The sequence below is a fragment of the Spirillospora sp. CA-128828 genome (genome assembly GCF_050945415.1).
Classification (GTDB): Bacteria; Actinomycetota; Actinomycetes; order Streptosporangiales; family Streptosporangiaceae; genus Spirillospora.
Genome location: NZ_CP191986.1, coordinates 1,763,861 through 1,790,229, shown reverse-complemented (window position 1 = coordinate 1,790,229; position 26,369 = coordinate 1,763,861). Strand labels below are relative to the sequence as shown.

Genomic DNA, 26,369 nt, shown 5'->3' with positions numbered 1-26,369 from the left:
CGAAGGCGGAAGAGGCGGATCAGATGCCGCGGCCCCGGGTGTGGAGGGCCAGGAGGACGCGTTTGCCGGAGACGACGCCGGAGGCGACCGCCAGGGCGAACGGGACACGGCGTTCGGCCGGGTTCGCCTTGAAGGCGCGGGCCGACCAGCGGAGGGCGTCCTTGCGGCGGCCCACGGTCGCGCAGCCGAAGGCGAGCTGGCCGTACACGCGTCCGGCCGCGCCCGACTCCTCGCCGATCTCCGGGTAGTGCTCCAGGAACCACTCCAGCGCGGCCACCTTCGTCTCCCACGCCTGCGCGTAGTACGACGTCAGCCCCCACAGGACGCGGACGTACGGCTCGTCGACGTTCAGGACCGGGTGGCGGCGGGCGGCGCGCAGCGCGAGGTCCCAGTCCTCGCCCTGGCTGCCGGGGATCGTCTCGTCCACCATGCCGATGTCGATGAGCGGCTCGCGCCGCGCCACATAGGTGGACGAGTGGACGCTCATCATCCGGTCGCGGATCAGCTCGTCGTAGGTGACGCGGCCGGCTCCGGCCAGCCGGGGCAGCTCCCGGCCGTCGAAGTCGATCAGGATCCCCGAGCTGCACAGCACCGCGTCCGGCTCGCCCTCAAGGGCCTTCACCTGGGCGGCGAGCTTGCCGGGCAGCCACTGGTCGTCGTCGTCGCAGAACGCCACCAGATCGGTGTCCAGGGCCAGGATGCCGGAGTTGCGGGCACCCGCGAGGCCCGGCTCCCGGGTGTTGGCGATCACCTCGACGCGGTCGCCGGCGAGCGACACGTCCGGCTCGGCCCGGTCGAAGACGACGACGGCGCGCAGCTCGCCCTCGTAGTCCTGCGCCAGCACCGACTCCAGGGCGCGGCGCAGCAGCTCCGGCCGGTTGTGCGTGGGAAGCACGACTCCGACGGATGGGGGCATCGAGGGCCTGCCTTGTGGTCGAGGGGAGAGGGCCCGCGGGGCCGGCGGGCCCCGCGGGGCGCGGTCAGCGCGCGCCGGTGATCATGCCGGCGGCGACGGTGTTGTTGGTGGCCTCGTCGATGAGGATGAAGCCGCCGGTGAGGCGGTTGCGGCCGTAGTCGTCCACGAACAGCGGCTGCGTCACGCGCAGGGAGACACGGCCGATCTCGTTCAGGCCCAGGCCGCTCGCCTGCTCGTCGCGGTGCAGCGTGTTGACGTCCAGCCGGTAGTGCAGGTTCTTCACCAGCGCCTTCGCGGTGCGGGTGGTGTGCTTGATGACCAGCTTCGACCGCGGCGCGAGGGTGCTGTCCGGGGTCATCCAGCAGACCATCGCGTCGATGTCCTGCGCGACCTCGGGACGGTTGTGCGGACGGGCGATCATGTCACCGCGGGAGATGTCGATGTCGTCGGCGAGGCGGAGCGTGACCGACATCGGCGCGAACGCCTCGTCGACCGGGCCGCCCGGCCCGTCGATCTGGGTGATCCTCGTGGTCAGCCCGGACGGCAGGTGCACCACCTCGTCGCCCGGCTTCAGCACGCCGCCCGCGACCTGGCCCGCGTAGCCGCGGTAGTCGTGCAGGTCGGGGTCGGTCGAGGCGTGCGGACGGATCACGTACTGCACCGGGAACCGCACGTCGATCAGGTTGCGGTCGGACGCGATGTGCACGTGCTCCAGGTGGTGCAGCAGCGAGGAGCCCTCGTACCACGGCATGTTCACGCTGCGCTCGACGACGTTGTCGCCGTGCAGCGCCGAGATCGGGATGAAGGTCAGGTCCGTCACCTCCAGCTTGGAGGCGAACGCCGTGAACTCGTCCACGATCTGCTCGTACACGTCCCGGTCGTAGCCGACCAGGTCCATCTTGTTGATCGCCACGACCAGGTGCGGGACCTGGAGGAGCGTGGTGAGGAACGCGTGCCGGCGCGACTGCTCCAGGATGCCCTTCCGCGCGTCCACCAGGATGATCGCCAGGTCGGCGGTGGAGGCGCCCGTCACCATGTTCCGGGTGTACTGGATGTGCCCCGGCGTGTCCGCGATGATGAACTTGCGGCGCGGCGTCGCGAAGTACCGGTACGCCACGTCGATGGTGATGCCCTGCTCCCGCTCGGCGCGCAGGCCGTCGGTCAGCAGCGCCAGGTTCGTGTACTCCTCGCCCCGGTCGACGCTGGTCTTCTCGACCGACTCCAGCTGGTCCTCGAAGATCGACTTGGAGTCGAACAGCAGCCTGCCGATCAGCGTCGACTTGCCGTCGTCGACGCTGCCGGCGGTCGCGAACCGCAGGAGGTCCATGGTCTTCGCGGCGCCGGTCTTGGCGGCCTGGTCCGTGCCGGCCATCAGAAGTAGCCCTCCTTCTTGCGGTCCTCCATCGCGGCCTCACTGGTGCGGTCGTCGGCGCGGGTCTGGCCGCGCTCGGTGATCCGCGTCGCAGCGATCTCCTCGATCACCTCGTCGAGCGTCGCCGCGTTCGACTTCACCGCGCCCGTGCAGGACGCGTCGCCGACGGTGCGGTACCGGACCGTCGCGTCGAACTCCGGCTCGTCGTCGCCGCGGTTCGCGTAGCCCGTCTCGGCGTCCAGGAGCAGGCCGTCCCGCTCGAACACGCGCCGGGTGTGCGCGAAGTAGATCGGCGGGAGGTCGAGCTCCTCCCGCCGGACGTAGTCCCAGATGTCGAGCTCGGTCCAGTTCGACAGCGGGAACACCCGGACGTGCTCGCCCTGGACGATCTTCGTGTTGAACAGGTTCCACAGCTCCGGACGCTGGTTCTTCGGATCCCACTGCCCGAACTCGTCCCGGAACGACACCACCCGCTCCTTGGCGCGGGCCTTCTCCTCGTCCCGCCGCGCCCCGCCGAACGCCGCGTCGAACTGGTTCTCCTCGATCGCGTCCAGCAGCGGCGTGATCTGCAGCCGGTTCCGGGACGCGCGGCGCCCCTTCTGCTCGGTCACCCGGCCGCTGTCGATCGCGTCCTGCACCGACGCCACGATCAGCCGGACGCCGAGCTCGGAGACCCGCCGGTCCCGGAACTCGATCACCTCCGGGAAGTTGTGCCCGGTGTCGACGTGCATCACCGGGAACGGGATCGGCGCCGGCCAGAAGGCCTTCTCGGCCAGGCGCAGCATGACGATGCTGTCCTTGCCGCCCGAGAACAGCAGCACCGGCCGCTCGAACTCGGCCGCCACCTCCCGGAAGATATGGATCGACTCGGCTTCGAGCACGTCTAGCTGGGACAGCAGGTAATCGCAACGCTGCATGGTCTGGGGCTCTCTCCACGCTGTTCTGGCAGATGCAACCGGTGGCACGGGACGGGCGCTCGCCTTCCCACCGGGTCGAACGCCGGCCCGCCGTGTTTCAGTCCCGTCCGTGGGGCGGACGGTCAGGGCAGGGCGCCGTTTGTCTCCCGTATGCCGGTCAGCAGCGTTGACGCCGACATGGGATGGCACACCAGGATATCCGGGAGCAGGGGGTCCTTCCGGTTGTACGCGAGCGTCGACCCGTCGATCCGGGACGCGTGCGCCCCCGCACCGAGCGCGACCGCCGCCGGCGCCGCCGAATCCCACTCGTACTGGCCGCCCGCGTGCACGTAGGCGTCCACCTCGCCGAGCAGCACCGCGGAGATCTTCGCCCCCGCCGACCCGATCGGCACCAGCTCCACGTCGATGCCGTCCGAGGGGGGACGACCCCCCACACCCCCCGGAACCGCTTTGGCCAGCCTCTGAGCCAGTTGCCGCACGAACTCGGGCGGGCGCGTACGGCTGACGGCGATGCGGAGCTTGCCCGCGTCCGGCGCCGGAATGTGCAGCGGCACCTCGCGCGGAAGCGTCTTGCGCCCGGCCTCGGGCCCGGCGGTGACGGGGTCGGGGTCGCCCGAGTCCGTGCGGACGAGAGATGCGCCACCCGTCGCGTCGGTGCGGAGCGTCAGGCCCTGCGCGGGCAGCGCCACCGCCCCGGCGACCAGCCGGCCGCCGTTCTCGTCGCGCTCCCAGAGCGCCACGTGGACGGCCCAGTCACGGCGGCCCTCCTCGGAGAACTCCCGGGTTCCGTCCAGCGGGTCCACGATCCACACCCGGCGGGCGGTGAGCCGCTCGGCGTCGGCGGTGTTGCGGGTCGGGGCGCGGTCGTCGCCCTTCGACCGCTTCCCCGCGACCGACGAGCGCCCCTCCTCCGACAGGACGGCGTCGCCGGGACAGCGCTCGGCGAGCGCCGCCATGAGGTACTCGTGCGCCCGCAGGTCGCCCGTGTCCTTCAGGGCGCGCGCGTCCGCGAAGCCCATCTCGTCCCGCACGCCCAGCAGCAGCCGCCCCGCCGTGCCGGCGAGCTCCGCCGCCAGCGCGTGGTCGTCCGCCGCCCCTGCCCCGGTCATTCGTCCATCACATTCCCGACTCGACTGGTCTGCACGGTCAACTTTCTCATGCATACCCGATGACACCGCGTGCCAGGGTCACCGTCCCACCCAGCGGACGGACCGGCGCGGGCCGGTACGGGCTAGTACGCGCCCGAGCCGCGGAACACCGCCGACCAGGTCTTCCACATGATCTGGAGGTCCAGCGCGAGGGTCCAGTTGTCGACGTAGCGCAGGTCGAGCCGGACCGACTCCTCCCACGACAGGTCCGAGCGGCCGCTGACCTGCCAGAGCCCGGTCAGGCCGGGCTTGACCACCAGCCGCCGGTACACGTCGCCGCCGTACTGGGCCACCTCTTCGGGCAGCGGCGGGCGCGGACCCACCAGCGACATCTCGCCCCGCAGCACGTTGAACAGCTGCGGCAGCTCGTCCAGCGAGTACCGGCGCAGCCGGCGCCCCACCCGCGTCACCCGCGGGTCCTGCCGGATCTTGAACAGCACGCCGTCGTTGTCGTTGGCGGCGAGCAGGTCCAGCCGCCGGGCCTCCGCGTCCGCCACCATGGTGCGGAACTTCAGGACCGTGAACTCGCGGCCGCCGCGCCCGACCCGGGTCTGCCGGAACAGCACCGGCCCCCCGGACATCTTGATCAGCACCGCGATCAGGCCGAGCAGCGGGCTCAGCAGCACGATCCCGGCCAGCGCCGCCACCCGGTCCACCAGGCCCTTGAGCACCTTGCGGCCACCGTCCAGCTCCGGGTGCTCCACGTGCAGCAGCGGCAGCCCCGACACGGGCCGGATCGAGATCCGCGGCCCGGTCACGTCCATCAGCGCCGGCGCGACCACCAGTTCCACGTCGTTGCGCTCGATCTGCCACGCCAGCCGCCGCAGCGCCACCCCGTCCATCTCCGGGCAGGCCAGCACCGCCACCGAGTCGGCGCCGATCCGGTCGGCCACCGCCGCCGCCTGCGCGAAGTCGCCCAGCACCGGGACGTCCTCGACCTCGGCGACCGCGTCGTCGCCCGAGGCCAGCGCCGGCGGCAGGCACACCGCCACGATGTCCATCCCGTGGTACCGCTTCTTCCGCAGCACCCGGATCAGGTCGGCCACGGACGTGCGGTGCCCGACCGCCACCACGCGCCGCATGCACTCGCCGTTCCAGCGCTTCCGGTGCAGCCACTTGCGCAGCCGGTACCGCGCCAGGAACGCCAAGAACGTCCCCAGCGGCAACGCCATCACCACATAGCCGCGCGCCACATCGGTCTTGGTCGCGTACGCGACGATCGCGACGACCGCGGTGAGGATGAACCCGGCGCGCAGCACCCGGTGGAACTCCTCATAGCCGACGCCCACGTACCGGGGCTGGTACGCCCGGCACAGCACCAGCGTCGGGACCCACGCCAGCGGAAGCACCACGGTGAGCGCCACGTACGGCGCGTCCAGCTCCGTCGGCACTCCGGGGAACCGGAGCACGAACGCGATCACGCCGGCCATCAGCATGCTGGCGAAATCGAGGAACACCGCGAACCGGCGGTAGGATCCGCTCCAGTTCGGCGACGAGGAGCGCTTCTGGTCATGGCGGATCGATGACTCGGCCTGGACCTTGTCAACGACGGCCATAAACCACTCACCAATCCTCTGTAACACGCGCCCCGTCAGCGCGATTCACACCGAAGACGGTTGAACGCAGCCTGAGGTTCACATGCATCCTGAACCTCATTCGACCTGCATCTTACGGCCGCTTTGCCGTGGTCACGGGTGGAACGCGGGCATCCGCCCGGCAATGCACGCGAACCAGGGTGGACGCGCACAAAACGGCGCCGTGGGCGGCCGATCACCGCCGGACCGGCGCATCCGGCGGCCGGATCCGGTCACCCGGCGTGGAAGGCGTTCTGCGCCGCAGCCAGCCCGCCGGACAGCAGCGCCTCCACGGCGTCCGCCGCGCGGTCCACCTCCAGATCGAGGTCCTTGCGCTCCGCCGCGGAGAAGTCCTTTAGCACGAACGCCGCCGGATCCATTCGCCCCGGCGGCCGGCCCACCCCGAACCTCACCCGCAGATAATCCTTCGCACCCAGCGACTTCGTCACCGAACGCAGGCCGTTGTGCCCGTTGTCGCCGCCGCCCTGCTTCAGCCGCACCGCGCCAAAGGGAATGTCCAGTTCGTCATGGACGACGATCAGCCGCTCCACCGGCACCTTGAAGAAATCGCACAGCCCCTTCACCGGGCCGCCCGACTCGTTCATGAACGACCGGGGCTTCGCCAGCACCACCCGCGCGCCGGCGAGACGTCCCTCCAGCACGTCGGCCCGGGCCCGGTGCGACCTGAACTTCCCGCCGGCCCGCGCGGCGAGGACGTCCAGCACCATGAACCCCGCGTTGTGCCGGTTCTTCGCATACGAGGGCCCCGGATTGCCCAGCCCCACCACCAGCCAGAGATCCGCGCTCACCCGCACAACACTCCTCACCCAGCAGAAAACCGGCACCGACAGAACACGGTCCCCGCCGGTGCGAACACCGGCGGGGACCGTGAGAAGACCAAGCGGCCCGCGTCCCGCGCGGCCGCGCCCGCGTCACTCGGCGGCGGACTCGCCCTCGCCCTCGGCGGCCGCACCCTCGGCCGGCGCCTCGGGCGCCTCGGCCGCCGCCTCGGCCGACACGGTCGCGTCGGTGATCTGCACGATCAGGATCTCCTCGTCGGCCACCAGCGTGGTGCCGGACGGCAGCTTGAGGTCCTTCGCCAGCACCTGCGAGTCGATCTCCAGCCCGGTGATGTCCAGGTCGACGGACTCGGGGATGTGCGTCGCCTCCGCCTCCACGGAGATCTCCACCACGGCCTGCGCGAGCCGGCCGCCCGGGACCACGTCGCCCACCACGTTGACCGGCAGGTCCACGACGACCTTCTCGCCGCGCTTCACCAGCAGCAGGTCGACATGCTCCAGGAACCCCTTGACCGGGTCGCGCTGGACGTCCTTCGGCAGCGCCAGCTCCGCGCCACCGGCGAGCCCCTCGATGGTCAGCAGCACGTTCGGCGTCTTCAGCGCCAGCATCAGGTCGTGCCCCGGCAGCGAGATGTGCTGCGGGTCGGTGCCGTGACCGTAGAGGACGGCGGGCACCTTGCCGGCCCGGCGGGTGCGCCGCGCGGCACCCTTACCGAACTCGGTGCGCGGCTCGGCGGCGATGCGTACCTCGGACACGACGAAAACTCCTCAGTTGTTGCGATCCACGGCCGTCCGGCACTGGACGTCCGCTACGGACAGAGCGAATCAGGCGTTGCTCGATGCGTCAGGCGCCTCGAAGATTCTTTGCGTATCCCGGGGAGTGCGGCCCCTGTCCCGACACCGCACTGAACGACCCGGGGCATACGCGGTTGCACAAGTCTAGCCCAACCCCGCGACGCCCAACGCCAAGGCCCTAGCTGTGGCCGCCGAAGAGGCTCGTGACCGAACCGTCGGAGAACACCTCGTTGATCGCACGGGCGATCAGCGGCGCGATCGACAGCACGGTCAGCTTGTCGAACTGCTTCTCCTCGGAGATGGGCAGCGTGTTCGTCAGCACCACCTCGGAGATCCGCGAGTTCTTCAGCCGGTCCACCGCCGGGCCCGACAGCACGCCGTGCGTCGCCGCGACGACGACCTTCGTGGCGCCCTGGTCGAACAGCGCGTCCGCCGCCTTCACGATCGTCCCACCGGTGTCGATCATGTCGTCGACCACGACGCACGTCCGGCCCTTGACCTCGCCCACGACGTCGAACACCTTGACCTCGTTCGCCACGTCCGGGTCGCGCTTCTTGTGGATGATCGCCATCGGGACGCCGCCGAGCCGGTCGCTCCACCGCTCGGTGACCCGCACCCGGCCCGCGTCCGGTGCGACGACCGTGACCTGGGAGGTGTCCAGCCGGCTCTCGAAGTGCTGCGCCAGCAGGTCCAGCGCGAACAGATGATCCACCGGGCCGTCGAAGAAGCCCTGGATCTGGGCGGTGTGCAGGTCGACGGCGATCAGCCGGTCCGTGCCCGCCGTCTTGAACAGGTCCGCCATCAGCCGCGCCGAGATCGGCTCCCGGCCGCGGTGCTTCTTGTCCTGCCGGGCGTAGCCGAAGAAGGGCGCCACCACGGTGATCCGCTTGGCGGACGCGCGCTTCAGCGCGTCCACCATGATCAGCTGCTCCATGATCCACTGATTGATGGGAGCCGTGTGACTCTGGATCACGAACGCGTCGGAGCCGCGGACCGACTCCAGGAACCGCACGAACGTCTCACCGTTGGCGAAGTCGTAGGCGGACGTCGGCGTCAGGTCGACGTGGAGGTTGTCGGATACTTCCTTGGCCAGGTCCGGGTGGGCTCGGCCGGTGAAGAGCATCATCTTCTTCTGGCCGCTCGCTTTGATCCCACTCACCTCTGACAACTCCCCCTCAATGGAACTCTGCCTTACATGTGGGGTGTTGTCCCCACTCCCCGCGCACCACAACAAGACTCCGGTGCACGGTTTGCTCTGTTGTTCCGGAGGACGCCGCTGTCCCCCGCGTTCCCGCCGAAGGCGGGACGGTCCTCATCGGGCGCGCGCTACGGCGCGCCGTCCTCGTCCTTGGCCCGGCGGGCCGCCTCGGCCGCCGGCGTCCCCGGCCGCTTCCGCTCGACCCAGCCCTCGACGTTGCGCTGCCGCGCCCGCGCGACCGCCATCGCCCCCGGCGGGACGTCCTGGATGATCACCGAGCCCGCCGCCGTGTAGGCGCCGTCGCCCACCGTCACGGGCGCGACGATCATGTTGTCGCTGCCGACCTTCACATGCGACCCGATGACGCTGCGGTGCTTCTGCACCCCGTCATAGTTCACGAACACCGAGCTCGCGCCGATGTTGGAGTACTCGCCGATCTCGGCGTCCCCCACATAGGTCAGATGCGGCACCTTCGTGCCCTCGCCGATGTCGGCGTTCTTCGTCTCGACGTACGTCCCGACCTTGGCCCCGCTCGCCAGCCTGGTGCCCGGCCGCAGGTACGCGTACGGCCCGACCGACGCCTCCGGGCCGATCTCCGCACCCGCGCACACCGCGTTGATCACCGACGCGCCCGCGCCGACCGTCGTGTCGGTCAGCGTGCAGCCCGGGCCGACCCGCGCGCCTTCGCCGAGATGCGTGCGGCCGTGCAGCTGCGTTCCCGGGTGGATCTCCGCGTCCTGATCCGCGGTCACGCCCACGTCGATCCAGGTGGAGGCCGGGTCGATGATCGTGACACCGGCCCGCATGTGCGCTTCGAGGATCCGGTCGTTCAGCTGCCTGCGCGCCTGCGCCAGCTGGACCTTGTCGTTCACGCCCTGGGTCTCCACCCAGTCGGCGGCCAGGTGCGCGCCGGCCCGGTGCCCGTCCCCGCGCATGATCGCGACGACGTCGGTGAGGTACTCCTCGCCCTTGGCGTTGTCGGTGGTCACCCGCTTCAGCGCGTCCGCCAGCAGCGCCCCGTCGAACGCGTACATGCCGACGTTGATCTCGTTGATGGCGCGCTGTCCGGCGGTCGCGTCCTTGTGCTCGACGATCGCCTCGACGCTGCCGTCCGCGGCACGGATCATCCGCCCGTACCCGGTCGCGTCGGGCATCTCGGTCGTCAGGACGGTGGCGGCGTTCCCCTCGTCCTCATGCGCCTCGACGAGCGCCCGCAGCGTCTCGCCCCGCAGCAGCGGGTGGTCGCCGTTCGTGACCACCACGGTCCCGTTCAGCGCGCCGGTCTGCTCCAGCGCCATCCGCACGGCGTGCCCCGTCCCGCCCTGCCGTTCCTGGACGGCGGCCTCGGCGTCCGGCGCGTGCTCGGCGAGATGTGCGACGACCTGCTCGCGCCGGTGCCCGACGACCACGACGAGCCGCTCGGGCTCCAGTTCGCGGGCGGCGGCCAGCACATGGCCGAGCATCGTGCGCCCGCACAGCTCGTGCAGCACCTTCGAGGTGCGGGACTTCATCCGGGTGCCCTCGCCCGCGGCGAGAACGATGACGGCGGCCGGGCGGCTCGCAGCGCTCACAAGGAGGCTCCTCGGCATCGCGGACGGGATCGGTTCACGGGCCCGCCACCTGCGACATCACGCCACGGCGAACCCGACACGGGCAGGATACCGCCCGCTCCGCACCTGTCACCCCGCCGCCCACCCCGAGGCGACCCTTCAGACATTTCAGGCAGTTCCGCCGCCAGGAGTCGAACCTGGAGTCTTTGGGACCAAAACCCACTGCGTTGCCAATTACGCCACGGCGGATCGGCAGGACCTCATCCCCACCCGGGGCGCCTGCGGGGCCCACGATACCGGCCGTGGGCACACGACCCCACACCTATTACCTCGGCCTGCGCTGGGCGATGCCCGAAGTCTGCCTGTTCGTCGGGATCGGTTTAGAGCGTCCCGTGCGGGCAAGCCATCTCGGTGTCGTCCGGCCCGAGCCAGGGCGCGGACGGCGCGGCGGTCTCCGCGGGGGCGGGCACGCCGCGGCACAGGGGTCGAGTGTGTCGCCGGTCGGCGGCACATCCCGGGATCCTTTGCCGCCGGTCGAGCGTTCGTCCTGGTGAGGGCCTTCCATGCGCCCTTCCGCGGCAGGCCGGTCGTTGTCTGTTTCGCAGGAGAGTTTTGTGGCGTATGAGGCAGTTTCTCGCTGATTTTACCGTTCGCCACTGGGCAACTTACGGATGCGTAGGTTACGTTGGCGTAGGTAAGGCTGCCGCGAGTCGCAGGAAGTGGTGACGCATGACAACAGCCCCGACCATGGATCCTCCCCGCCCGCAGGGGCGTCCCGAACTCTCGCCCGATACGCAGGGCAACGCCGAACGGGCGCTCGTCGCCGCGTTCACCGGGCTGCCCTTCCTGGCTCTGTTCGCGGCCGTGCCGCTCGCCTGGGGCCGGTTCCTCGGCTGGACGGACGTCGTGCTCACGATGGTCTTCTACGTGCTGTCCGCGGCGGGCATCACGGTCGGGTACCACCGGTACTTCACGCACGGGGCGTTCAAGGCCAGGCGCGGGCTGAAGATCTTCATGGCGCTGGCCGGGAGCATGGCCATCGAGGGGCCCGTCATCACGTGGGTCGCCGATCACCGGCGGCATCACAAGCACTCGGACAAGGAGTTCGACCCGCACTCGCCGTGGCGGTTCGGCAACGACTGGAAGGCACTGAGCAAGGGGCTGGCCTGGGCGCACTACGGCTGGCTGTTCGACGCCAACAGGACGTCCAAGCCGCGGTTCGCCAAGGACCTGCTGAACGACCGCGACATCCGGCGCATCCACCTGGCCTTCCCCGGGCTGGTCGCGGTGTCGTTCCTGCTGCCGGCGGTGATCGGCGGGCTGGTCTCGATGTCGTGGACGGGGTTCCTGACGGCGCTGTTCTGGGCGGGGTTCGTCCGGATCACGCTGGTGCACCATGTGACGTGGTCCATCAACTCGATCTGCCACACCTTCGGCAAGGAGGAGTTCGAGGTCCGTGACAAGTCCCGCAACGTGTGGTGGCTGGCGATCCCGTCGCTGGGCGAGTCGTGGCACAACCTGCACCACTCGGACCCGACCTGCGCACGTCACGGCGTCCTGAAGGGGCAAATCGACATCAGCGCGCGAATCATCTGGGCGTTCGAGAAGATGCGCCTGGCCCATGACGTCCGGTGGCCGAACCGCGACAGACTGGCGGCGAAGCGCACTAAGCAGGCGGTTTGACCGTCACAATTGATCCCGTGACAGAACCCGCTCCCAGGCCCCGCAGAAAGCGGATGACCGGCAAGGAACGACGCGAACAGCTTCTCGACATCGGCCGGACGCTGTTCGCCGAGCGCGGCCTGGACGGCACGTCGGTGGAGGAGATCGCCTCGGCGGCCGGTGTCTCGAAGCCCGTGGTGTACGAGCACTTCGGCGGCAAGGAGGGGCTGTACGCGGTCGTCGTCGACCGGGAGTTCGAGCGGCTGCTGAAGCTCGTCACGGACGCGCTGGACTCGGCGATCCACTACCGCAGCAAGCTGGAGAAGGCCGCGCTGGCACTGCTGGAGTACATCGAGGAGCACCCGGACGGGTTCCGGATCATCGTGCGCGACTCGCACGGCGGTACGGGCACCGGCAGTTACGCCAGCCTGCTGAGCGAGATCGCCGGTGAGGTGGAGTACATACTGGCCCAGGAGTTCGACCGGCACGGGTACGACGACAAGTTCGCGCCGCTGTACGCGCAGAGCCTGGTCGGCATGGTCGCGTTGACGGGCCAGTGGTGGCTGGACGTGCGCAAGCCGCGCCGCGAGGACGTCGCCGCGCACATAGTGAACCTGGCGTGGAACGGGCTGGCGGGGCTGGAGCCGAGGCCGTCGCTCGACCCCCGCCAGCGCCGCAAGGAGCTGGAGCGCATGGAGAAGCGTGCGGAGAAGGCCGCGGCGAAGGCCGAGAAGGCTGAGGAGCGGGCGGCGGCGAAGGCCGAGAAGGCCCAGCGCAGGGGGCGGCGTGATTTCGAGGAGATCACCGACCCGTCAGCGTGACGGCTGCAGGAATTCGAGCCGGTTGCCGACCGGGTCGTCGGCGTAGAGCCGGCGGTGCCCGGGAAAGAGATCGTCCGGCCTGGCCTCGTGGCCGGCGGCGTGCAGGCGCGCGGCGAGGGCGTCCAGGTCGTCGGCGAGCAGCCCTGGATGGGCCTTGCGAGCGGGCCGGAAGTCATGCTCGATGCCGAGGTGGAGTTCGACGCCGGGGCCGCGGAACCAGGCTCCGCCGCGCTTGGCGAGTTCCGGCGGCTTGGGGATCTCGTCGAGTCCGAGTACGCCGGAGTAGAAGGCGCGGAGCCGGTCCTCGCTGCCGGGCGGGGCGGCGAGCTGGACGTGGTGGACACCGGTGATCATGGTCGCCTCCGGAGGGTGGCAACCGGCGGCCGCCCGGAGTTCGTCCGGGCGGCCGCCGGCCAGGGGTCGCCGGTCTCGGGTCGCGAGTCCGGGTTCTGCGGACGCCGCCCGTCCGTCCGGGTTGGCACCGCAGGGGAACGAGTCGCTTCCCCCGGCGGGCCGGGCGGCATCACGTCTAGGGCCTCCGGGTGGCGATCACGAAGATCCTCCGGAAGGGGAACACGGTGCCGTAGGGGGCGGCGGGGTAGGCGCGCCGGAGCCTTTCCCGGTAGTCGGCGAGGAACTCTTCGGTCTCCTCGGGGTCGAGTGCCGTCAGGACGGGTCGCAGCGCGGTCCCCTTGACCCATTCGAGGACGGGGTCGTCGCCGTGGAGGACCTGGGCGTACGTGGTCTCCCAGGCGTCGACGGCGCATCCGTGGCGGGTGAGGAGGTCGAGGTAGCCGGCGGGGTCGAGGACGGGCGCGTCCCGCTGGAAGGACCCGAGCTTGCCGCGCCACCTGTCGGAGCGGCCGAGTTCGCGCAGCAGGACGTGGCTGGGCGCATTGAAGTTGCCGGGGACCTGGAAGGCGAGTCGTCCGCCGGGCGTGAGGGCGTCGGCCCATCGGGGCAGCAGGTCGAGGTGTTCGGGGACCCACTGGAAGACGGCGTTGGAGAAGACGAGGTCGACGGGCCCTTCGGGCTTCCAGGTGGCGACGTCGGCGACGCGGAAGGCGAGCCGTCCCGGGATCTCGTGCTCGCGGGCCTTGGCGATCATCTCGGGTGAGGAGTCGAACGCGTCGATGACGGCGTCCGGCCAGCGGGCGGCGAGGGTGGCGGTGAGTTCGCCGGAGCCGCAGCCGAGGTCGGCGACGCGGGCGGGCGGGGTGCCGCCGAGGCGCCCGGCGAGTTCGGCGAAGGGCCTGGCGCGCTGATCGCTGAAGATCCCGTACTGCGCGGGGTCCCATACGGCTTCGCTTTGTCTTGACATCAAGAGACATCTTGCCCGACCCATATCTTGATGTCAAGAGTCTTGGCGCGGCCCAGTCGGTCGACGGATGCGGCCGCGCCTGCGCTGTTCCTAGGCTCCCCGGCATGACGAACGACAGCGGATGGGCCCTGGCGCTCGGCCCCGGCGGACCGGTGGGAACGGCATGGCTGCTCGGCCTCGCGGCCGGACTGCGCGAGGCGGGCGTGGAACCGGCGGACGCGGGGCTGGTCGTCGGCACCTCGGCGGGCGCGATCGCCGGCGCCGCGATCACCACGGGACGGGATCTGGCGGCACTGGCCGAACTGCCGCCGCCCAGCGGCCCGCCTCCGGCGGTGGACGGCTCGGTCATGGCGCGGGTGTTCGAGCTGGGCCGCGACCCGGCGCTGGATCCCGGCGAGGTCAGGCGGCGGATCGGCCGGCTGGCGCTGGACACGGGGGCACTGCCCGCGCAACGGCACCACGCGAGCATGAGCTACCTGGTGGGGACGGACACCTGGCCCAAGACCCGGCTGCTGATCACCGGAGTGGACGTGGAGTCGGGCGAACCGGTCGTGTGGGATGCGTCGAGCGGCATCCCGCTCTCGCTCGCGGTCGCCGCGAGCAGCGCCGCGCCGGGTTTCGCCGAGCCGGTCACGATCGGCGGGCGCCGCTACCTGGACGGCGCGTTCGCGGGCTGGTCCAACGAGGAACTGGCGAACGGGGCCCGACCCCTGGTCGTCATCGAACCGCTGCCCCACATGTCACACGGCGGCGGGGACGTCTGGATCGTCCCCGACGAGCGGGCGCTGGAGGCGTTCGGGCCGAACGTCGGCGACCGGTCCCGGTGGGCTCCGGTCTACCGGGAAGGGGTCCGGCAGGCGCCGGAGGCCGCGGAACGGATCGCCGGAGCGCTCGCCCTCCATCGCTGATCGGCACCGGCTTTCTCGATATCAAGACAGGTAGGGTGTCGGCATGCGCGATGAGGTCGACAGGCTGGTCGAGGCGTGGAACACCGAGCGTCCGGACCTGGACGTCCGGCCGCTTCAGGTCCTCAGCCGCGTGTCCCGGCTGGCCCGCCACCTCGACCGCGCGCGCCGCGCCGTCTTCGCCGACCACGGCCTGGAGTCGTGGGAGTTCGACGTCCTCACGGCGCTGCGCCGGGCGGGCGCCCCGTACCAGCTGAGCCCCGGACGGCTGCTGCGCGCGACCCTGGTGACGTCCGGCACCATGACCAACCGCATCGACCGGCTGGCCGCGGCCGGGCTGGTGGAGCGGCACCCCGACCCCCAGGACAAGCGCGGCGTCCAGGTCCGCCTCACCGAGGTCGGCCTGACCCGCGTCGACGCGGCCTTCGCCGACCTGCTGGCCCGCGAGCAGGCGATCCTGGAGACCCTCTCCCCCGACCAGCACGACGCCCTCGCCGCCCTCCTCCGCACCCTCCTCATCCCGTTCGACTCCGACACCGAACGCCACTAGGTCAGGGTGGTCTCCAGAGCGGCGGCCAGGCCGCAGAGGTGTTCTTCGGCGTCGGCGGGGCCTATCAGCTGGACGGACGCGGGGAGGTGTGAGCCCGGCAGCGGGACGGGCAGGGCGAACGCGGGGAGGCCGGCGACGTTGATCTGGCCCACCAATGAGGTGAGGACCAGGTCGGATTCGTCTGCCTCGTCGGGTTCGGGGGTGACGCAGGGCAGCACGGGCAGGGCGATCGCGGCGTGCCGGGTGAGGATCGCGTCCAGTTCGGCCCTGAGCGCCTTCTTCACGCCGAGGGCCCAGTCGAGCTTCCCAGCGCCGGACACCTCGTGCATGGTCTGGAGGCGCCTCGCGATTCGTCCGCTCAGCCTGGCGGGTTCGGCGAGCAGGTGCCCGTCCAGCCTCCACGCCTCATCGCTGATGATCATGCCGTTGGCCGTGGCCGCGTCGGCGTAGTGCTCGGACGCCACATCGGTGATGGGGCCGAGGCGGCGCAGCGCCTCGTCGACGGCGGCGTCGATCGCGGGGTCGACGCCGTCCACGCGGAGGCGCGCGATCGTCCCGGCCGGGTCGTACGGGACGGGGGCGAAGCCGGGTTCGAGCAGCGTCATGCCGAGGACGACGGCGGCGACGTCGCGGCCCATCGGCCCGACGATGTCCAGGGTCGGCGAGAGCGGGTACACGCCGTCCAGGGGGATGCGGCCGTTGGTGGTCTTCAGCCCGGCGATGCCGCAGCAGGCGGCGGGGATGCGGACCGACCCGGCCGTGTCGGTGCCGAACGCGACGTCGGCCTCGCCGGTGGCGACGGCGACCGCGGAGCCGCTGGACGAGCCGCCCGGCACGCGGGACGGGTCGAGCGGGTTCACCGGCGTGCCCGTCCACGGGTTGACGCCGTCGGCGACCATGCACAGTTCGGTGAGGTTGACCTTGCCGGTGATGCGGGCGCCCTGCGCCCGGGCGGACGCGACGACGGGTGCGTCGGAGGCGGCTGGTCCGGCGCGCTCGGCGACGGCCCGGCAGCCCGCGGTGGTGGGCAGGCCGGCCACGTCGATCGCGTCCTTGACGGCGAGGCGCGGGCCGTCGCCCGGCTCGTCCGTCCTGATGATCCAGGTCGTCATCCAGGGATGATCCCCGCTCCGACCCGGATTTTCCAGCCCGTGCCGGTCAGGTGCCGGTCAGCCGAGATCCTCGGCGAGCATCAGCCACTCCTCCTCGACCGTGGCGGCCTCGGACTGGATCTCCTTGAGGCGGGCGTCGAGCTCCTGGAGCTTGGCGTAGTCGGTGGCGTGCGCGGCGAGCTGCTCGTGGAGGCCGGCCTCCTGCCCGGCGAGCTTCTCCAGGCGGCGTTCCAGCCGGTCGAGCTCCTTGCGGGCCTTCCAGTCCTGTCCGCCGGCCTTTGGTTTCGGGGGCGCCGGCTCGTCCCGGGCGGCGCCGGGTTTGGGCGCGGTCCCGGCCGCGCGGCGTTCGAGGTACTCGTCGACGCCGCCTGGCAGCATCGACACCCGGCCGTCGCCGAGCAGCGCCACGACGTGGTCGGTGATGCGTTCCAGGAAGTACCGGTCGTGGCTGACGACGACGAGCGTCCCGGGCCAGCCGTCCAGAAGGTCTTCGACCTCGGTGAGCGTCTCGATGTCGAGGTCGTTGGTGGGCTCGTCCAGGAGGAGGACGTTGGGTTCGCCCATGAGGAGGCGGAGAAGCTGCAGACGGCGGCGCTCGCCTCCGGACAGGTCGCCGACGGGCGTCCACTGCCGGTCGCCGGGGAAGCCGAGCCGTTCCAGGAGCTGGCTCGCCGTCCATTCGCGCTTGCCGACCGTGATGCGGCGGCGGATCTCCTCGACCGACTCCAGGACGCGCCGCGAAGGGTCGAGATCCTCCAGGTTCTGCGACAGATGCGCGAGCTGGACGGTCTTGCCCTGGACGACCGTGCCGGAGGCGGGCCGCACCGAGCCGTCGAGCAGACGCAGCAGGGTGCTCTTGCCGCTGCCGTTGACGCCGACGAGTCCGACGCGGTCGCCGGGGCCGAGCCGCCACGTCATGCGCTTGAAGAGGTCACGGCCGCCGAGTTCGACGGTCGCGTCCTCCACGTCGTAGACGGTCTTGCCGAGCCGCGCGGTCGCGAACCGGGTCAGCTCCACCGAGTCGCGCAGCGGCGGCTCGTCGGCGATGAGCGCCTGCGCCGCGTCCACCCGGAACTTGGGCTTGGACGTGCGGGCCTGCGGGCCGCGGCGCAGCCACGCCAGCTCCTTGCGGAGCAGGTTCTGCCGCTTGGCCTCGGTGGCGGCGGCGATCCGGGAGCGCTCGGCCTTGGCGAGGACGTAGGCGGAGTAGCCGCCCTCGTAGCGTTCGACGCTGCCGTCGACGACCTCCCACGTCCGGTCGGTGACCTCGTCAAGGAACCAGCGGTCGTGGGTGACCACGAGCACCGCGACCTTGCGGTCCTTCAGGTGCCGCGCCAGCCAGTCGATCGCCTCGATGTCGAGGTGGTTGGTGGGCTCGTCCAGCATCAGCAGGTCGGACTCGGGGACGAGGAGCCGGGCCAGCGCGACGCGGCGGCGCTCCCCGCCGGACATGCCGGCGAGCGGAGCGTCCAGGTCGAGGTCGGCGAGCAGCCCGCCGAGGATGTCGCGGACGCGGACGTCGCCCGCCCACTCGTGCTCGGCGCGGTCGCCCAGCACCACGGACCGGACCGTGGCGCCGTCCGGGAACTCGTCCCGCTGGGTCAGGTAACCGAGGCGGACCCCGCGCGCGTGGGTGACGCGGCCGTCGTCGGGTTCGGTCTCCCGCGCGAGGACGGACACGAGGGTGCTCTTCCCACCGCCGTTGCGGCCGACGACGCCGACGCGGTCTCCCTCGTCCAGGCCGAGGGACACGGCGTCGAGCAGCGGCTGGGGCCCGTAGGACTTGGCGACGTTCTCAAGATTGATCAGATTCACGACGCCTGCAGTTTATTAGCCCGCGGAGGCCCCTCGGCGCGGCCGGGCCTTCAGACACCCGGCGGCGGCCCGCCCGGCGCTCCCGGCGGCGGCGCTCCCGGCGGCGGACCGCCCGGCGCTCCCGGCGGGGGACGGTAGCCGGTCCCGCCCTCTCGCCGCCTCTGCATGCTCAGGACCACGATCAGCGGAACGGCGACGACCGAGCCGAGGACGACCGGGATGAGGATGATCTGGACCAGGCCGATGGACGCCATTCCTCACGCTCCAGGCGGAGGGCCCACAGGGCCGCCCGGTGGCGGACCGCCCGGTGCTCCCGGCGGACGGTAGGCGGTCCCGCTCTCCCGCCGCTTCCGCGCACTCACGGCCACGATCAGCACGATCACCGGAACGGCGATGACCGCGGCGAGGACGATCAGGATGAGAAGGATCTCGACCACGCCGATCCCCATGCTCACGCTCCAGGCGGCGGGCCCGCCGGCCCGCCCGGCTGACCAGGCTGACCTGCCTGACCCGGCTGACCGAACTGATCCGCCTGATCGGGCTGACCCGCCTGATACGGCTGACCCGGCTGACCCGGCTGATCGGGCTGGCCTGGCTGATCGGGCTGGCCTGACTGATACGGCTGACCCGCCTGATACGGCTGGCCCGGCTGACCGGACTGGCCAGGCTGATACGGCTGGTCGGGCTGATACGGCTGACCGGGCTGACCCGGCTGACCGAACTGACCCGCCTGATCGGGCTGGCCTGGCTGATACAGCTGACCCGGCTGATAGGGCTGGCCGGGAGCGCCGGGCGGGCGGTAGGCCGTGTCCGTGCGCTTCCGGGAGCTCGTGACCAGGACCACGACGAGGACCCCGGCGCCGATGAGGACGACGAGGAAGATGATCGCGAGGAGGAGCGCGGCCGTCATGCTTTGTCCGCCAAATCGTGGTTGAAGCCGGGACGCCCCGAGCCTACTGGCCGCCCGCCTCCCCCTGCACGACCTTGCCGGACACGACCGTCCCGGAGCCGGCCGTCCCTGGTCCGGCCGTGCCCGGCCCGCCTGTGCCGCCCACGACCTTGTCGGGCGCGTTGCGGCTGAGGGCCCGGTCGCGGCGCACGGCCAGCAGGACCAGCGTCGCCATCATGGCGAGCGCCACGAAGCCCAGCAACCCGGACAGATACGTCATCGCTCCACCTCGCCGGATGAATCGGTGCCGGAGGGAATCGGTGTCACGGGTAGATGACGCGCAGTGTGGGGGTGAAGTTCGCTTGTGTGACGAGCGCAGCTACCGCCGCGCGGTCATACCAGTGTGGCGCCGGGGACAGGGCCGTGCGCCCGGACGATCTGCTCCGCGACGCCGGCGCCGTGCAGCGCCTCCGCGAGGCCCACGGCGTCGTCGTCCGTCTCGGCGAGGAACGCGCAGGTGGGACCAGAGCCGGAGACGAGCGCACCGATCGCGCCGAGATCGCGTCCGGCGTCGATCGTGCGGCGCAGCGACGGGCGCAGCGACAGCGCCGCGGGCTGCAGGTCGTTCGACAGGGTCGCGCCGAGACCCTTGGGGTCGCCGGTGGCGAGCGCGGTCATCAGCCCCTCGGACACGGTCGGCCACTGCGCCGTCTCCTCCGCCTCCATCCGGAGCCGGTCGCACTCGGCGTAGACGGCGGGGGTGGACAGGCCGCCGTCCGCGGTGGCGAACACCCAGTGGAAGGTTCCGCGGGTGAGGGCGGGGGTGAGCCGCTCGCCGCGCCCGACGCCGACGGCGGTCCCGCCGAGGACGGCGAACGGGACGTCGCTGCCGAGGTCCGCGCCGATCTCCATCAGGTCGTCGCGGGTGAGCTGATCCCGGTCGTCCCAGAGCCGGGCGCAGGCGACGAGCGCGGCGGCGGCGTCGGCGCTGCCCCCGGCCATGCCGCCGGCGACCGGGATCGCCTTGCGGATCCGCAGCCGAACGTCCGGCCGGACGCCGAGGCGCTCCGCGACGAGCCTCGCCGCCCGGGCCGCGAGGTTGTCCTCGTCGGTGGGGACGCCGCCGATCGCGACGCGCGAGTGCGGGGCCGCCTGGACGCTCACCTCCAGCCGCCCCGACGGCTCGGCCGTCACCTCGTCGAACAGGGACACGGCGTGGAACACGTTGACGAGGTCGTGGTAGCCGTCATCGCGGAGCGGCCCCACGCCGAGCTGCAGGTTGACCTTGGCGGGGACGCGTACCGTCACTGCGTTCACGACGGAAACCCTAGAGGACGCCTACCCGCCACTGGTCACGGGTAGGTTGCGGGGGTTGAAGTAGGGCGTGGTGGCGAGCTCGCGCAGCGCTGACGTCGCGTGCTTGTCACCGGTCACCGAGTACGCGCGGCGCTTGTCGCGGGCGTTCTCGGCCTGCTCGTCGGAGTTGAAGTACACGACCGCCTTGACCTGCGGGTCCTGCAGGGTCTTGGCGGCCGCGCGGAGCCATTCGGCGCGGCGCGGGCCGTAGGACTTCGGCACCCCGAACTCGGCGATCATGATGGGCTTGTGCCGCTTGCGCGCCCACTCCATGAACAGCTTCACGGCCTCCGACAGGTCGCGGTAGTCGTAGTCGCCGCCGGGTGCGGCGTCGGCGCAGATCCAGTCGACCTGGTCGTCGCCGGGGTAGTAGGAGCCGGCGTCCGCGCCGCTGAAGCCGCGGGCGGTGGGGCACCACACCCACGCGACGTTGTCGACGTTCTCCCGCTTGAAGATCTCACGCAGGTGCTTCCAGGCGGCGATGAAGTCGGCCGCCGAGTGGACGCGTTTCCGGCCGGACGACTTGTCCATGTCCCGCGACCAGCGCAGGAAGACCGGCTTTCCGAGGGCCTTGATGGCGCGGGCACGCTGTTCGATGAGGTCGTCGTACTCGCCCTGGGCGATCTCCCGGGTGTCCGCGCCCGCCCAGGTCAGCAGCAGGTAGCGGTTGCCGTCGGCGACGGACTTCTCCAGCCCGCCGGGGAAGTCGCTCTTCCAGCCCCGGTAGCTCTGCACGATGTCGAGCTGCCGGCCGAGCTGCTGCTCGAACCCGGCGACGGGCGCCATGCCGGGCTTGCCGGCGTCCTTCCCGGACGGCGACGCCGACGGCGAACCGGACGGAGAGCCCGACGGAGAGCCGGAAGGAGACGCCGAAGCGGAGGCGGACGGCCTGCCGGTGCCCTCCGGCGGCACCCAGGCCCCGAAGTAGGCCCCGTTCGCCGGCGGGACGGGGGCGACGCCCGCCCGCGCCGTCGTCGTGATCTTGGGTGCCGCGCCCGCGCCGTCACCGCAGCCCGCGGCCATCGTCGCGACCATGCCGACGGCCGCGAGCAGCGCCGTCCCCACGATCGGCAACCTGGCCCGCGACGTCCGCGAACGCGCCTTCACATCGACCTCCGGCTCGTGCTGATCCGCTGAGTTCCCCCGAGGGAGCCTTCGCCTAGGGTGTCTGAGGGTGATCTCCCCGGCGTGAAGGACCATACTCGGCAATCCGGGCGAAGGCGGCCACGTCCAGCGCTTCGCCCCGGATCCGCGGATCGACGCCGGCGGCGCGCAGCGCGTCCTCGGCGGCGGACGGGGACCCGGCCCACCCCGCCAGAGCGGCCCGCAGCGTCTTGCGGCGCTGCGCGAACGCGGCGTCGACCACGGCGAACACCTCCTCCCGGGACACCGCGCCCGGCGGCCGGTCGCGGCGGGTGAACGCGACGAGGCCGGAGTCCACGTTCGGCGCGGGCCAGAACACGGCGCGGCCGACGGCCCCGGCGCGGCGGGCGTCGCCGTACCAGGCGAGCTTCACCGACGGCACCCCGTAGATCTTCCCGCCGGGCGCGGCGGTCATCCGGTCGGCGACCTCGGCCTGCACCATGACGAGCGCGGTCCGCAGCGACGGCAGCCGGGCCAGCAGGTTCAGGACGACGGGCACGGCGACGTTGTAGGGCAGGTTCGCGACGAGCGCAGTGGGCGCCGGCCCCGGCACATGTGTGATCTTCATCGCGTCGGCCCGCACGACCTCCAGGCGTCCCGCGAGATCGGGCTCGCGCGTGGCCGCCGTGGCGGGCAGCTCCGCGGCGAGCACCGGGTCGATCTCCACGGCGACGACCCGCCGCACCTCCGGCAGCAGCGCCAGCGTGAGCGACCCCAGCCCCGGCCCCACCTCAAGGACGACGTCCTCGGAGGACAGCTCGGCCGCCCGGACGATCCGCCGGACGGTGTTCGCGTCGATGACGAAGTTCTGCCCGAGCGTCTTCGTCGGCCTGATGCCGAGCCGCCCGGCCAGTTCCCGCACGTCGGCCGGCCCGAGCAGTCCCCTGGTCTCCCCCACGCCCCGATTCTCCCCTGTCATTCCGGGGGGACGTCCCCCGGGACCTCCGCCCGCCCGGTCAGGAGAACAGGAACCTCCCGCAGTTGGGCCACTGCCCCTGCCAGCGGCCGTTCACCTTGTTGTAGAGGAGCTGCGCCCGGTAGGTCTGCTCGCCCGCGCTGGCGTCGGAGGGCTTGCCCGTCCCGCCCACCGACGCCCAGGACGCCAAGGAGAACTGGTAGAGGCCGTAGTAGCCGGCCGGGTTCACGGCCTTCGGGTTGTTGTGGGACTCGCAGTTGGCGAGCCCGTGCCAGTTCAGCCGCGCCGCCGAGCCCCCGCCCCCCGACTTCGGGCCCACCGCGAGGATCCGCGCGACCGGCTTGCGCGTCACCTTCTGCGCGATGACCTTCTTCACCTTCTTGCCCTTGCGCCGGACGTACGCCATCTTCACGATCTTGAGGCCGGGGCGCCCCTTGCGCAGCTCCTTCTCGCTCCACGGCGGGACCGACGAGCTCTTCTTGCGGACCGTCGGCGCGGGCGTCTTCACGACCTTGGTCACCGGGTCCGACAGCAGTCGCATGATCTTGATCACGTCCCCGGCGGGCCGGTCGGCGGCCGGCTTGACCAGGTCGTGCGGCCCGAGCGCGACCTTCGCCTGCTCCAGGACCTGCTGGACGGTCGTGCCGGTCGTCATCGTCTCGGTCTTCTTCGCGTCGACCACGATGACGACCTTGCGCGGCGCGGGGGCGCTGGTGCGCGGCGCGTCCGCGACGGCTCCGGTGTTCTTCTGGCCCGCCCCGTCTCCGCCGCACGCCGCGGCCAGCAGCACGGTCGCCAGCAGCGCGGCGGTGGGCATGAGCGTGCGACGCACGGGTTTCCAAGGCACGGGGGGTTCCTCCAGGGGGCCGGGCTCGGGGGCGCCCGTTCAACGGGCCAGAGATTAGAGCCCCTCGCCCGTCTCCGCCACCTCAACGCCCCCACAGGCCCCTTATGGGCGGTATGTCCCCGTCTGTCCGCCGGTCACCAGGAACCGAAGGCGCGCTCCCCGTTCGCGGCGATCGCGGCGCACAACTCCGCCAGGTCCACGTCCTTGACCTCGGCCATCGCGCGCACGGTGTGCGGGATCAGGTACGAGGCGTTCGGCTTGCCGCGGTGCGGGATCGGCGTCAGGAACGGCGCGTCGGTCTCCACGAGCAGCAGGTCGAGCGGCGCCGCCTTCAGCGCCTCCCGCAGCGGCTCGGCGTTCTTGAACGTGACATTCCCGGCGAAGCTCATCAGATAGCCGCGCTCGGCGCAGATCCCGGCCATCCGGGCGTCGCCCGAATAGCAGTGGAAGACGACCGTGTCCGGCGGGCCCACCTCGTCCAGGACCGCGAGCACGTCGTCGTGCGCCTCCCGGTCGTGGACGACCAGGGCCTTGCCGGTGCGCTTGGCGATCTCGATGTGACCGCGGAACGACCGGTGCTGGTCGTCCTTCGGCGCCCAGTCCCGGTAGTAGTCCAGGCCGGTCTCGCCGATCGCGCGCACCTTCGGGTGCGCGGCCAGCAGCTCGATGTCCGCCAGGACGGCGTCGGAGATCCCCGTCGTCTCGTTCGGGTGGATCGCGACCGCCGCGTACACGTCGTCGAACTCGTCGGCGGCGTCCACGGCGAACCGGGAGGACGGCAGGTCGCAGCCGATCGTGACGATCCGCGTGATGCCCGCCGCTTTCGCCGACTTCAGCTGCTCGTCGACGGGCGTCTCGACGATGTCGAGATGGCAGTGGCTGTCGAAGACGTCGACAGGCAGGCGCTCGGGAAGCGGCGGGTACGACCGTGAGGCCTGCCCGTCCCCGTCTCGGCTCACGTGTTCTCCAGCCTCGCGAGTTCCTCGTCCACCACGGAGGCGTCGAGCTTCTTGAACAGCGGTGTCGGCTTGGCCAGCGGCACGCCCGGCTTGATCGGCGTGGACTCCCAGCGCGCCTCGGTCGCGTAGTCACCGGTCAGGACGCGGTAGTCGGGGCCGCCCTCCTCCGACACCGTCGTCAGCTCCGGCATCCCGCTCCACACGCCCTGCCCGCCCAGCATCTCGTAAACCTTCTGGGACGAGTTCGGCAGGAACGGAGTCAGCAGCGTCTTGGCGTCGTCCACCACCTGGAGGGCGGTGTGCAGGATCGACTTGACGCGCTCGGGGTCGTCCTTCAGCTTCCACGGCGCCTGGTCGGACAGGTACTTGTTGGCGTCGCGGACGACGTCCAGCGCCTCGGTGATCGAGTTCTTGAAGCGGGACCGTCCGAGCTCGGCGCCCACGGCCGCGAACGCGGCGCGGCTGCGCTCCATCAGCGCCCGGTCGGCGTCGGTGAGGTCGCCCGCCTCCGGGATCGCGCCGAAGTTCTTCGCCGCCATGTTCACGGACCGGTTCACGAGGTTGCCCCACGCGGCGACCAGCTCGTCATTGTTGCGGCGGACGAACTCGGACCACGTGAAGTCGGTGTCCTGGTTCTCCGGCCCGGCGACCGCGACGTAGTAGCGCAGCGCGTCCACGTCGTAGCGCTCCAGGAAGTCCTTCACGTAGATGACGACCTGGCGGGACGAGGAGAACTTGCGGCCCTCCATCGTCAGGAACTCCGACGACACGACCTCCGTCGGGACGTTCAGCGCGCCCAGCGAACCCGGCGTGCCGCCCTTGTCGCCCTGGCCGCCGTAGCCGAGCAGCATCGCCGGCCAGATCTCGGCGTGGAAGACGATGTTGTCCTTGCCCATGAAGTAGTAGGACAGGGCCTCCGGGTCCTGCCACCAGGCGCGCCACGCCTCCGGGTCGCCGGACCGCCGCGCCCACTCCACCGACGCGGAGAAGTAGCCGACGACCGCGTCGAACCACACGTACAGCTTCTTCGCCGGGTTGTCGCGCCAGCCGTCCAGCGGGATCGGCACGCCCCAGTCGAGGTCGCGGCTGATCGCGCGGGGCTGCATGCCGTCGAGCAGGTTCAGCGCGAACTTCAGCACGTTCGGCCTCCACTGGCCCTGCTTGCCGCGCAGGTACCGGCCGAGGACCTCGGTGAACGCCGGCAGGTCGAGCATGAAGTGCTCGGTCTCCACGAACTTCGGCTTCTCGCCGTTGATCCGGGACACCGGGTTGATCAGGTCGATGGGGTCGAGCTGGTTGCCGCAGTTGTCGCACTGGTCGCCGCGCGCCCCGTCGTACCCGCAGATGGGGCAGGTGCCCTCGATGTAGCGGTCCGGAAGCGTCCGGCCGGTGGACGGCGAGATCGCGCCCATCGTCTTGGTCGGGTAGATGTAGCCGTTGTCGTACAGGCCCTTGAAGATCTCCTGGACGACCGCGTAGTGGTTCAGCGTCGTCGTCCGGGTGAACAGGTCGTAGGTCATGCCGAGGCCGTGCAGGTCCTCGGCGATCACGCCGCTGTACCGGTCGGCCAGCTCGCGGGCGGTCACGCCCTCCTTGTCGGCCTGTACCTGGATCGGCGTGCCGTGCTCGTCGGTGCCGCTGACCATCAGGACCTTGCTGCCCGCCATCCGCTGGTAGCGGCTGAACATGTCGGCGGGCAGCGCGAAACCGGAGACGTGCCCGATGTGACGGGGCCCGTTGGCGTACGGCCAAGCGGGCGCGGTCAAGATATGACGGCTTGACGAGGACATGGAATCAAGGGTA

27 protein-coding genes and 1 tRNA gene are annotated in these 26,369 nt (G+C 71.2%); 4 read left to right on the top strand and 24 right to left on the bottom strand.

The window, feature by feature from the left end; all coding sequences use genetic code 11:
• Nucleotides 1-19: 19 nt before the first annotated feature.
• The 10 genes from ACQPXG_RS09155 to ACQPXG_RS09110 all read right to left on the bottom strand — a co-directional run bounded on the left by ACQPXG_RS09155 (nucleotide 20) and on the right by ACQPXG_RS09110 (nucleotide 10,519).
• Nucleotides 20-916 carry a glycosyltransferase family 2 protein gene (locus tag ACQPXG_RS09155; protein WP_433467189.1) on the bottom strand — a complete coding sequence of 299 codons (897 nt, stop codon included), beginning with the start codon at nucleotides 914-916 and terminating at the stop codon, nucleotides 20-22.
• A 64-nt stretch (nucleotides 917-980) separates the two neighbouring features.
• On the bottom strand, nucleotides 981-2,243 hold the full coding sequence (locus ACQPXG_RS09150) for a sulfate adenylyltransferase subunit 1 (RefSeq protein ID WP_433469930.1): 1,263 nt from the start codon (nucleotides 2,241-2,243) through the stop codon (nucleotides 981-983).
• A 44-nt stretch (nucleotides 2,244-2,287) separates the two neighbouring features.
• Complete coding sequence (gene cysD, locus ACQPXG_RS09145) at nucleotides 2,288-3,205, bottom strand: sulfate adenylyltransferase subunit CysD (RefSeq protein WP_433467188.1); 918 nt, start codon at nucleotides 3,203-3,205, stop codon at nucleotides 2,288-2,290.
• Between the two features lie 122 nt (nucleotides 3,206-3,327).
• Nucleotides 3,328-4,314 carry a 3'(2'),5'-bisphosphate nucleotidase CysQ gene (locus ACQPXG_RS09140; RefSeq protein WP_433467187.1) on the bottom strand — a complete coding sequence of 329 codons (987 nt, stop codon included), beginning with the start codon at nucleotides 4,312-4,314 and terminating at the stop codon, nucleotides 3,328-3,330.
• 122 nt (nucleotides 4,315-4,436) lie between these two features.
• Nucleotides 4,437-5,909, bottom strand: coding sequence for a sugar transferase (locus tag ACQPXG_RS09135; protein WP_433467186.1), 1,473 nt, complete (start codon nucleotides 5,907-5,909; stop codon nucleotides 4,437-4,439).
• 251 nt (nucleotides 5,910-6,160) lie between these two features.
• On the bottom strand, nucleotides 6,161-6,736 hold the full coding sequence (pth, locus tag ACQPXG_RS09130; RefSeq protein ID WP_433467185.1) for an aminoacyl-tRNA hydrolase: 576 nt from the start codon (nucleotides 6,734-6,736) through the stop codon (nucleotides 6,161-6,163).
• Between the two features lie 123 nt (nucleotides 6,737-6,859).
• The gene (locus tag ACQPXG_RS09125) at nucleotides 6,860-7,483 is read right to left on the bottom strand and encodes a 50S ribosomal protein L25/general stress protein Ctc (RefSeq protein WP_433467184.1); all 624 of its coding nucleotides are present in this window, start codon (nucleotides 7,481-7,483) and stop codon (nucleotides 6,860-6,862) included.
• Between the two features lie 217 nt (nucleotides 7,484-7,700).
• Nucleotides 7,701-8,681 carry a ribose-phosphate diphosphokinase gene (locus ACQPXG_RS09120; RefSeq protein WP_433467183.1) on the bottom strand — a complete coding sequence of 327 codons (981 nt, stop codon included), beginning with the start codon at nucleotides 8,679-8,681 and terminating at the stop codon, nucleotides 7,701-7,703.
• A 167-nt stretch (nucleotides 8,682-8,848) separates the two neighbouring features.
• A complete protein-coding gene (gene glmU / locus ACQPXG_RS09115; protein WP_433467182.1) occupies nucleotides 8,849-10,291 on the bottom strand; it encodes a bifunctional UDP-N-acetylglucosamine diphosphorylase/glucosamine-1-phosphate N-acetyltransferase GlmU in 1,443 nt (480 codons plus the stop codon).
• Between the two features lie 155 nt (nucleotides 10,292-10,446).
• Nucleotides 10,447-10,519: transfer RNA gene (locus ACQPXG_RS09110), tRNA-Gln, on the bottom strand.
• A gap of 480 nt (nucleotides 10,520-10,999) precedes the next feature.
• On the opposite strand from ACQPXG_RS09110, the gene ACQPXG_RS09105 reads away from it, so the two are divergent.
• Nucleotides 11,000-11,953: an acyl-CoA desaturase gene (locus ACQPXG_RS09105; protein ID WP_433467181.1), complete on the top strand. Its 954-nt coding sequence runs from the start codon at nucleotides 11,000-11,002 to the stop codon at nucleotides 11,951-11,953.
• Nucleotides 11,954-11,970: 17 nt separating this feature from the next.
• Nucleotides 11,971-12,753, top strand: coding sequence for a TetR/AcrR family transcriptional regulator (locus tag ACQPXG_RS09100; protein WP_433467180.1), 783 nt, complete (start codon nucleotides 11,971-11,973; stop codon nucleotides 12,751-12,753).
• Here ACQPXG_RS09100 and ACQPXG_RS09095 read toward each other — a convergent pair.
• Nucleotides 12,745-13,107, bottom strand: a complete 363-nt coding sequence (locus ACQPXG_RS09095) for a VOC family protein (RefSeq protein ID WP_433467179.1) — start codon at nucleotides 13,105-13,107, stop codon at nucleotides 12,745-12,747. The genes ACQPXG_RS09100 and ACQPXG_RS09095 overlap by 9 nt on opposite strands.
• Nucleotides 13,108-13,282: 175 nt before the next feature.
• The gene (locus ACQPXG_RS09090) at nucleotides 13,283-14,074 is read right to left on the bottom strand and encodes a trans-aconitate 2-methyltransferase (protein ID WP_433467178.1); all 792 of its coding nucleotides are present in this window, start codon (nucleotides 14,072-14,074) and stop codon (nucleotides 13,283-13,285) included.
• A gap of 104 nt (nucleotides 14,075-14,178) precedes the next feature.
• Here ACQPXG_RS09090 and ACQPXG_RS09085 point away from each other — a divergent pair, with 104 nt between their 5' ends.
• Nucleotides 14,179-14,982 (top strand): patatin-like phospholipase family protein, encoded by an 804-nt coding sequence (locus ACQPXG_RS09085; protein WP_433467177.1) that lies wholly within the window; start codon nucleotides 14,179-14,181, stop codon nucleotides 14,980-14,982.
• Nucleotides 14,983-15,025: 43 nt separating this feature from the next.
• Complete coding sequence (locus ACQPXG_RS09080; protein WP_433467176.1) at nucleotides 15,026-15,529, top strand: MarR family winged helix-turn-helix transcriptional regulator; 504 nt, start codon at nucleotides 15,026-15,028, stop codon at nucleotides 15,527-15,529.
• On the opposite strand, the gene ACQPXG_RS09075 is transcribed toward ACQPXG_RS09080, so the two are convergent.
• From ACQPXG_RS09075 to metG, 12 genes are all read right to left on the bottom strand, one after another.
• Entirely contained in the window at nucleotides 15,526-16,641 is a 1,116-nt protein-coding gene (locus ACQPXG_RS09075; protein ID WP_433467175.1) for an amidase, read from the bottom strand. The two genes, ACQPXG_RS09080 and ACQPXG_RS09075, sit on opposite strands and share 4 nt — an antisense overlap.
• Nucleotides 16,642-16,698: 57 nt before the next feature.
• Nucleotides 16,699-18,456: an ABC-F family ATP-binding cassette domain-containing protein gene (locus ACQPXG_RS09070; RefSeq protein ID WP_433467174.1), complete on the bottom strand. Its 1,758-nt coding sequence runs from the start codon at nucleotides 18,454-18,456 to the stop codon at nucleotides 16,699-16,701.
• A gap of 50 nt (nucleotides 18,457-18,506) precedes the next feature.
• Complete coding sequence (locus ACQPXG_RS09065; protein WP_433467173.1) at nucleotides 18,507-18,710, bottom strand: hypothetical protein; 204 nt, start codon at nucleotides 18,708-18,710, stop codon at nucleotides 18,507-18,509.
• 3 nt (nucleotides 18,711-18,713) lie between these two features.
• Nucleotides 18,714-18,905, bottom strand: a complete 192-nt coding sequence (locus tag ACQPXG_RS09060) for a hypothetical protein (RefSeq protein ID WP_433467172.1) — start codon at nucleotides 18,903-18,905, stop codon at nucleotides 18,714-18,716.
• 2 nt (nucleotides 18,906-18,907) lie between these two features.
• Nucleotides 18,908-19,366: a hypothetical protein gene (locus tag ACQPXG_RS09055; protein ID WP_433467171.1), complete on the bottom strand. Its 459-nt coding sequence runs from the start codon at nucleotides 19,364-19,366 to the stop codon at nucleotides 18,908-18,910.
• 43 nt (nucleotides 19,367-19,409) lie between these two features.
• Nucleotides 19,410-19,625 (bottom strand): hypothetical protein, encoded by a 216-nt coding sequence (locus ACQPXG_RS09050; protein WP_433467170.1) that lies wholly within the window; start codon nucleotides 19,623-19,625, stop codon nucleotides 19,410-19,412.
• 113 nt (nucleotides 19,626-19,738) lie between these two features.
• Nucleotides 19,739-20,662 carry a 4-(cytidine 5'-diphospho)-2-C-methyl-D-erythritol kinase gene (locus tag ACQPXG_RS09045; protein WP_433467169.1) on the bottom strand — a complete coding sequence of 308 codons (924 nt, stop codon included), beginning with the start codon at nucleotides 20,660-20,662 and terminating at the stop codon, nucleotides 19,739-19,741.
• Between the two features lie 21 nt (nucleotides 20,663-20,683).
• Complete coding sequence (locus tag ACQPXG_RS09040; protein ID WP_433467168.1) at nucleotides 20,684-21,808, bottom strand: glycoside hydrolase family 26 protein; 1,125 nt, start codon at nucleotides 21,806-21,808, stop codon at nucleotides 20,684-20,686.
• A gap of 52 nt (nucleotides 21,809-21,860) precedes the next feature.
• Complete coding sequence (gene rsmA / locus ACQPXG_RS09035; protein WP_433467167.1) at nucleotides 21,861-22,742, bottom strand: 16S rRNA (adenine(1518)-N(6)/adenine(1519)-N(6))-dimethyltransferase RsmA; 882 nt, start codon at nucleotides 22,740-22,742, stop codon at nucleotides 21,861-21,863.
• A gap of 58 nt (nucleotides 22,743-22,800) precedes the next feature.
• On the bottom strand, nucleotides 22,801-23,607 hold the full coding sequence (locus ACQPXG_RS09030) for a transglycosylase family protein (protein ID WP_433467166.1): 807 nt from the start codon (nucleotides 23,605-23,607) through the stop codon (nucleotides 22,801-22,803).
• Between the two features lie 134 nt (nucleotides 23,608-23,741).
• On the bottom strand, nucleotides 23,742-24,566 hold the full coding sequence (locus ACQPXG_RS09025) for a TatD family hydrolase (RefSeq protein WP_433467165.1): 825 nt from the start codon (nucleotides 24,564-24,566) through the stop codon (nucleotides 23,742-23,744).
• Nucleotides 24,563-26,356, bottom strand: coding sequence for a methionine--tRNA ligase (gene metG / locus ACQPXG_RS09020; RefSeq protein ID WP_433467164.1), 1,794 nt, complete (start codon nucleotides 26,354-26,356; stop codon nucleotides 24,563-24,565). The genes ACQPXG_RS09025 and metG overlap by 4 nt, the downstream gene beginning before the upstream one ends.
• Nucleotides 26,357-26,369: the final 13 nt, after the last annotated feature.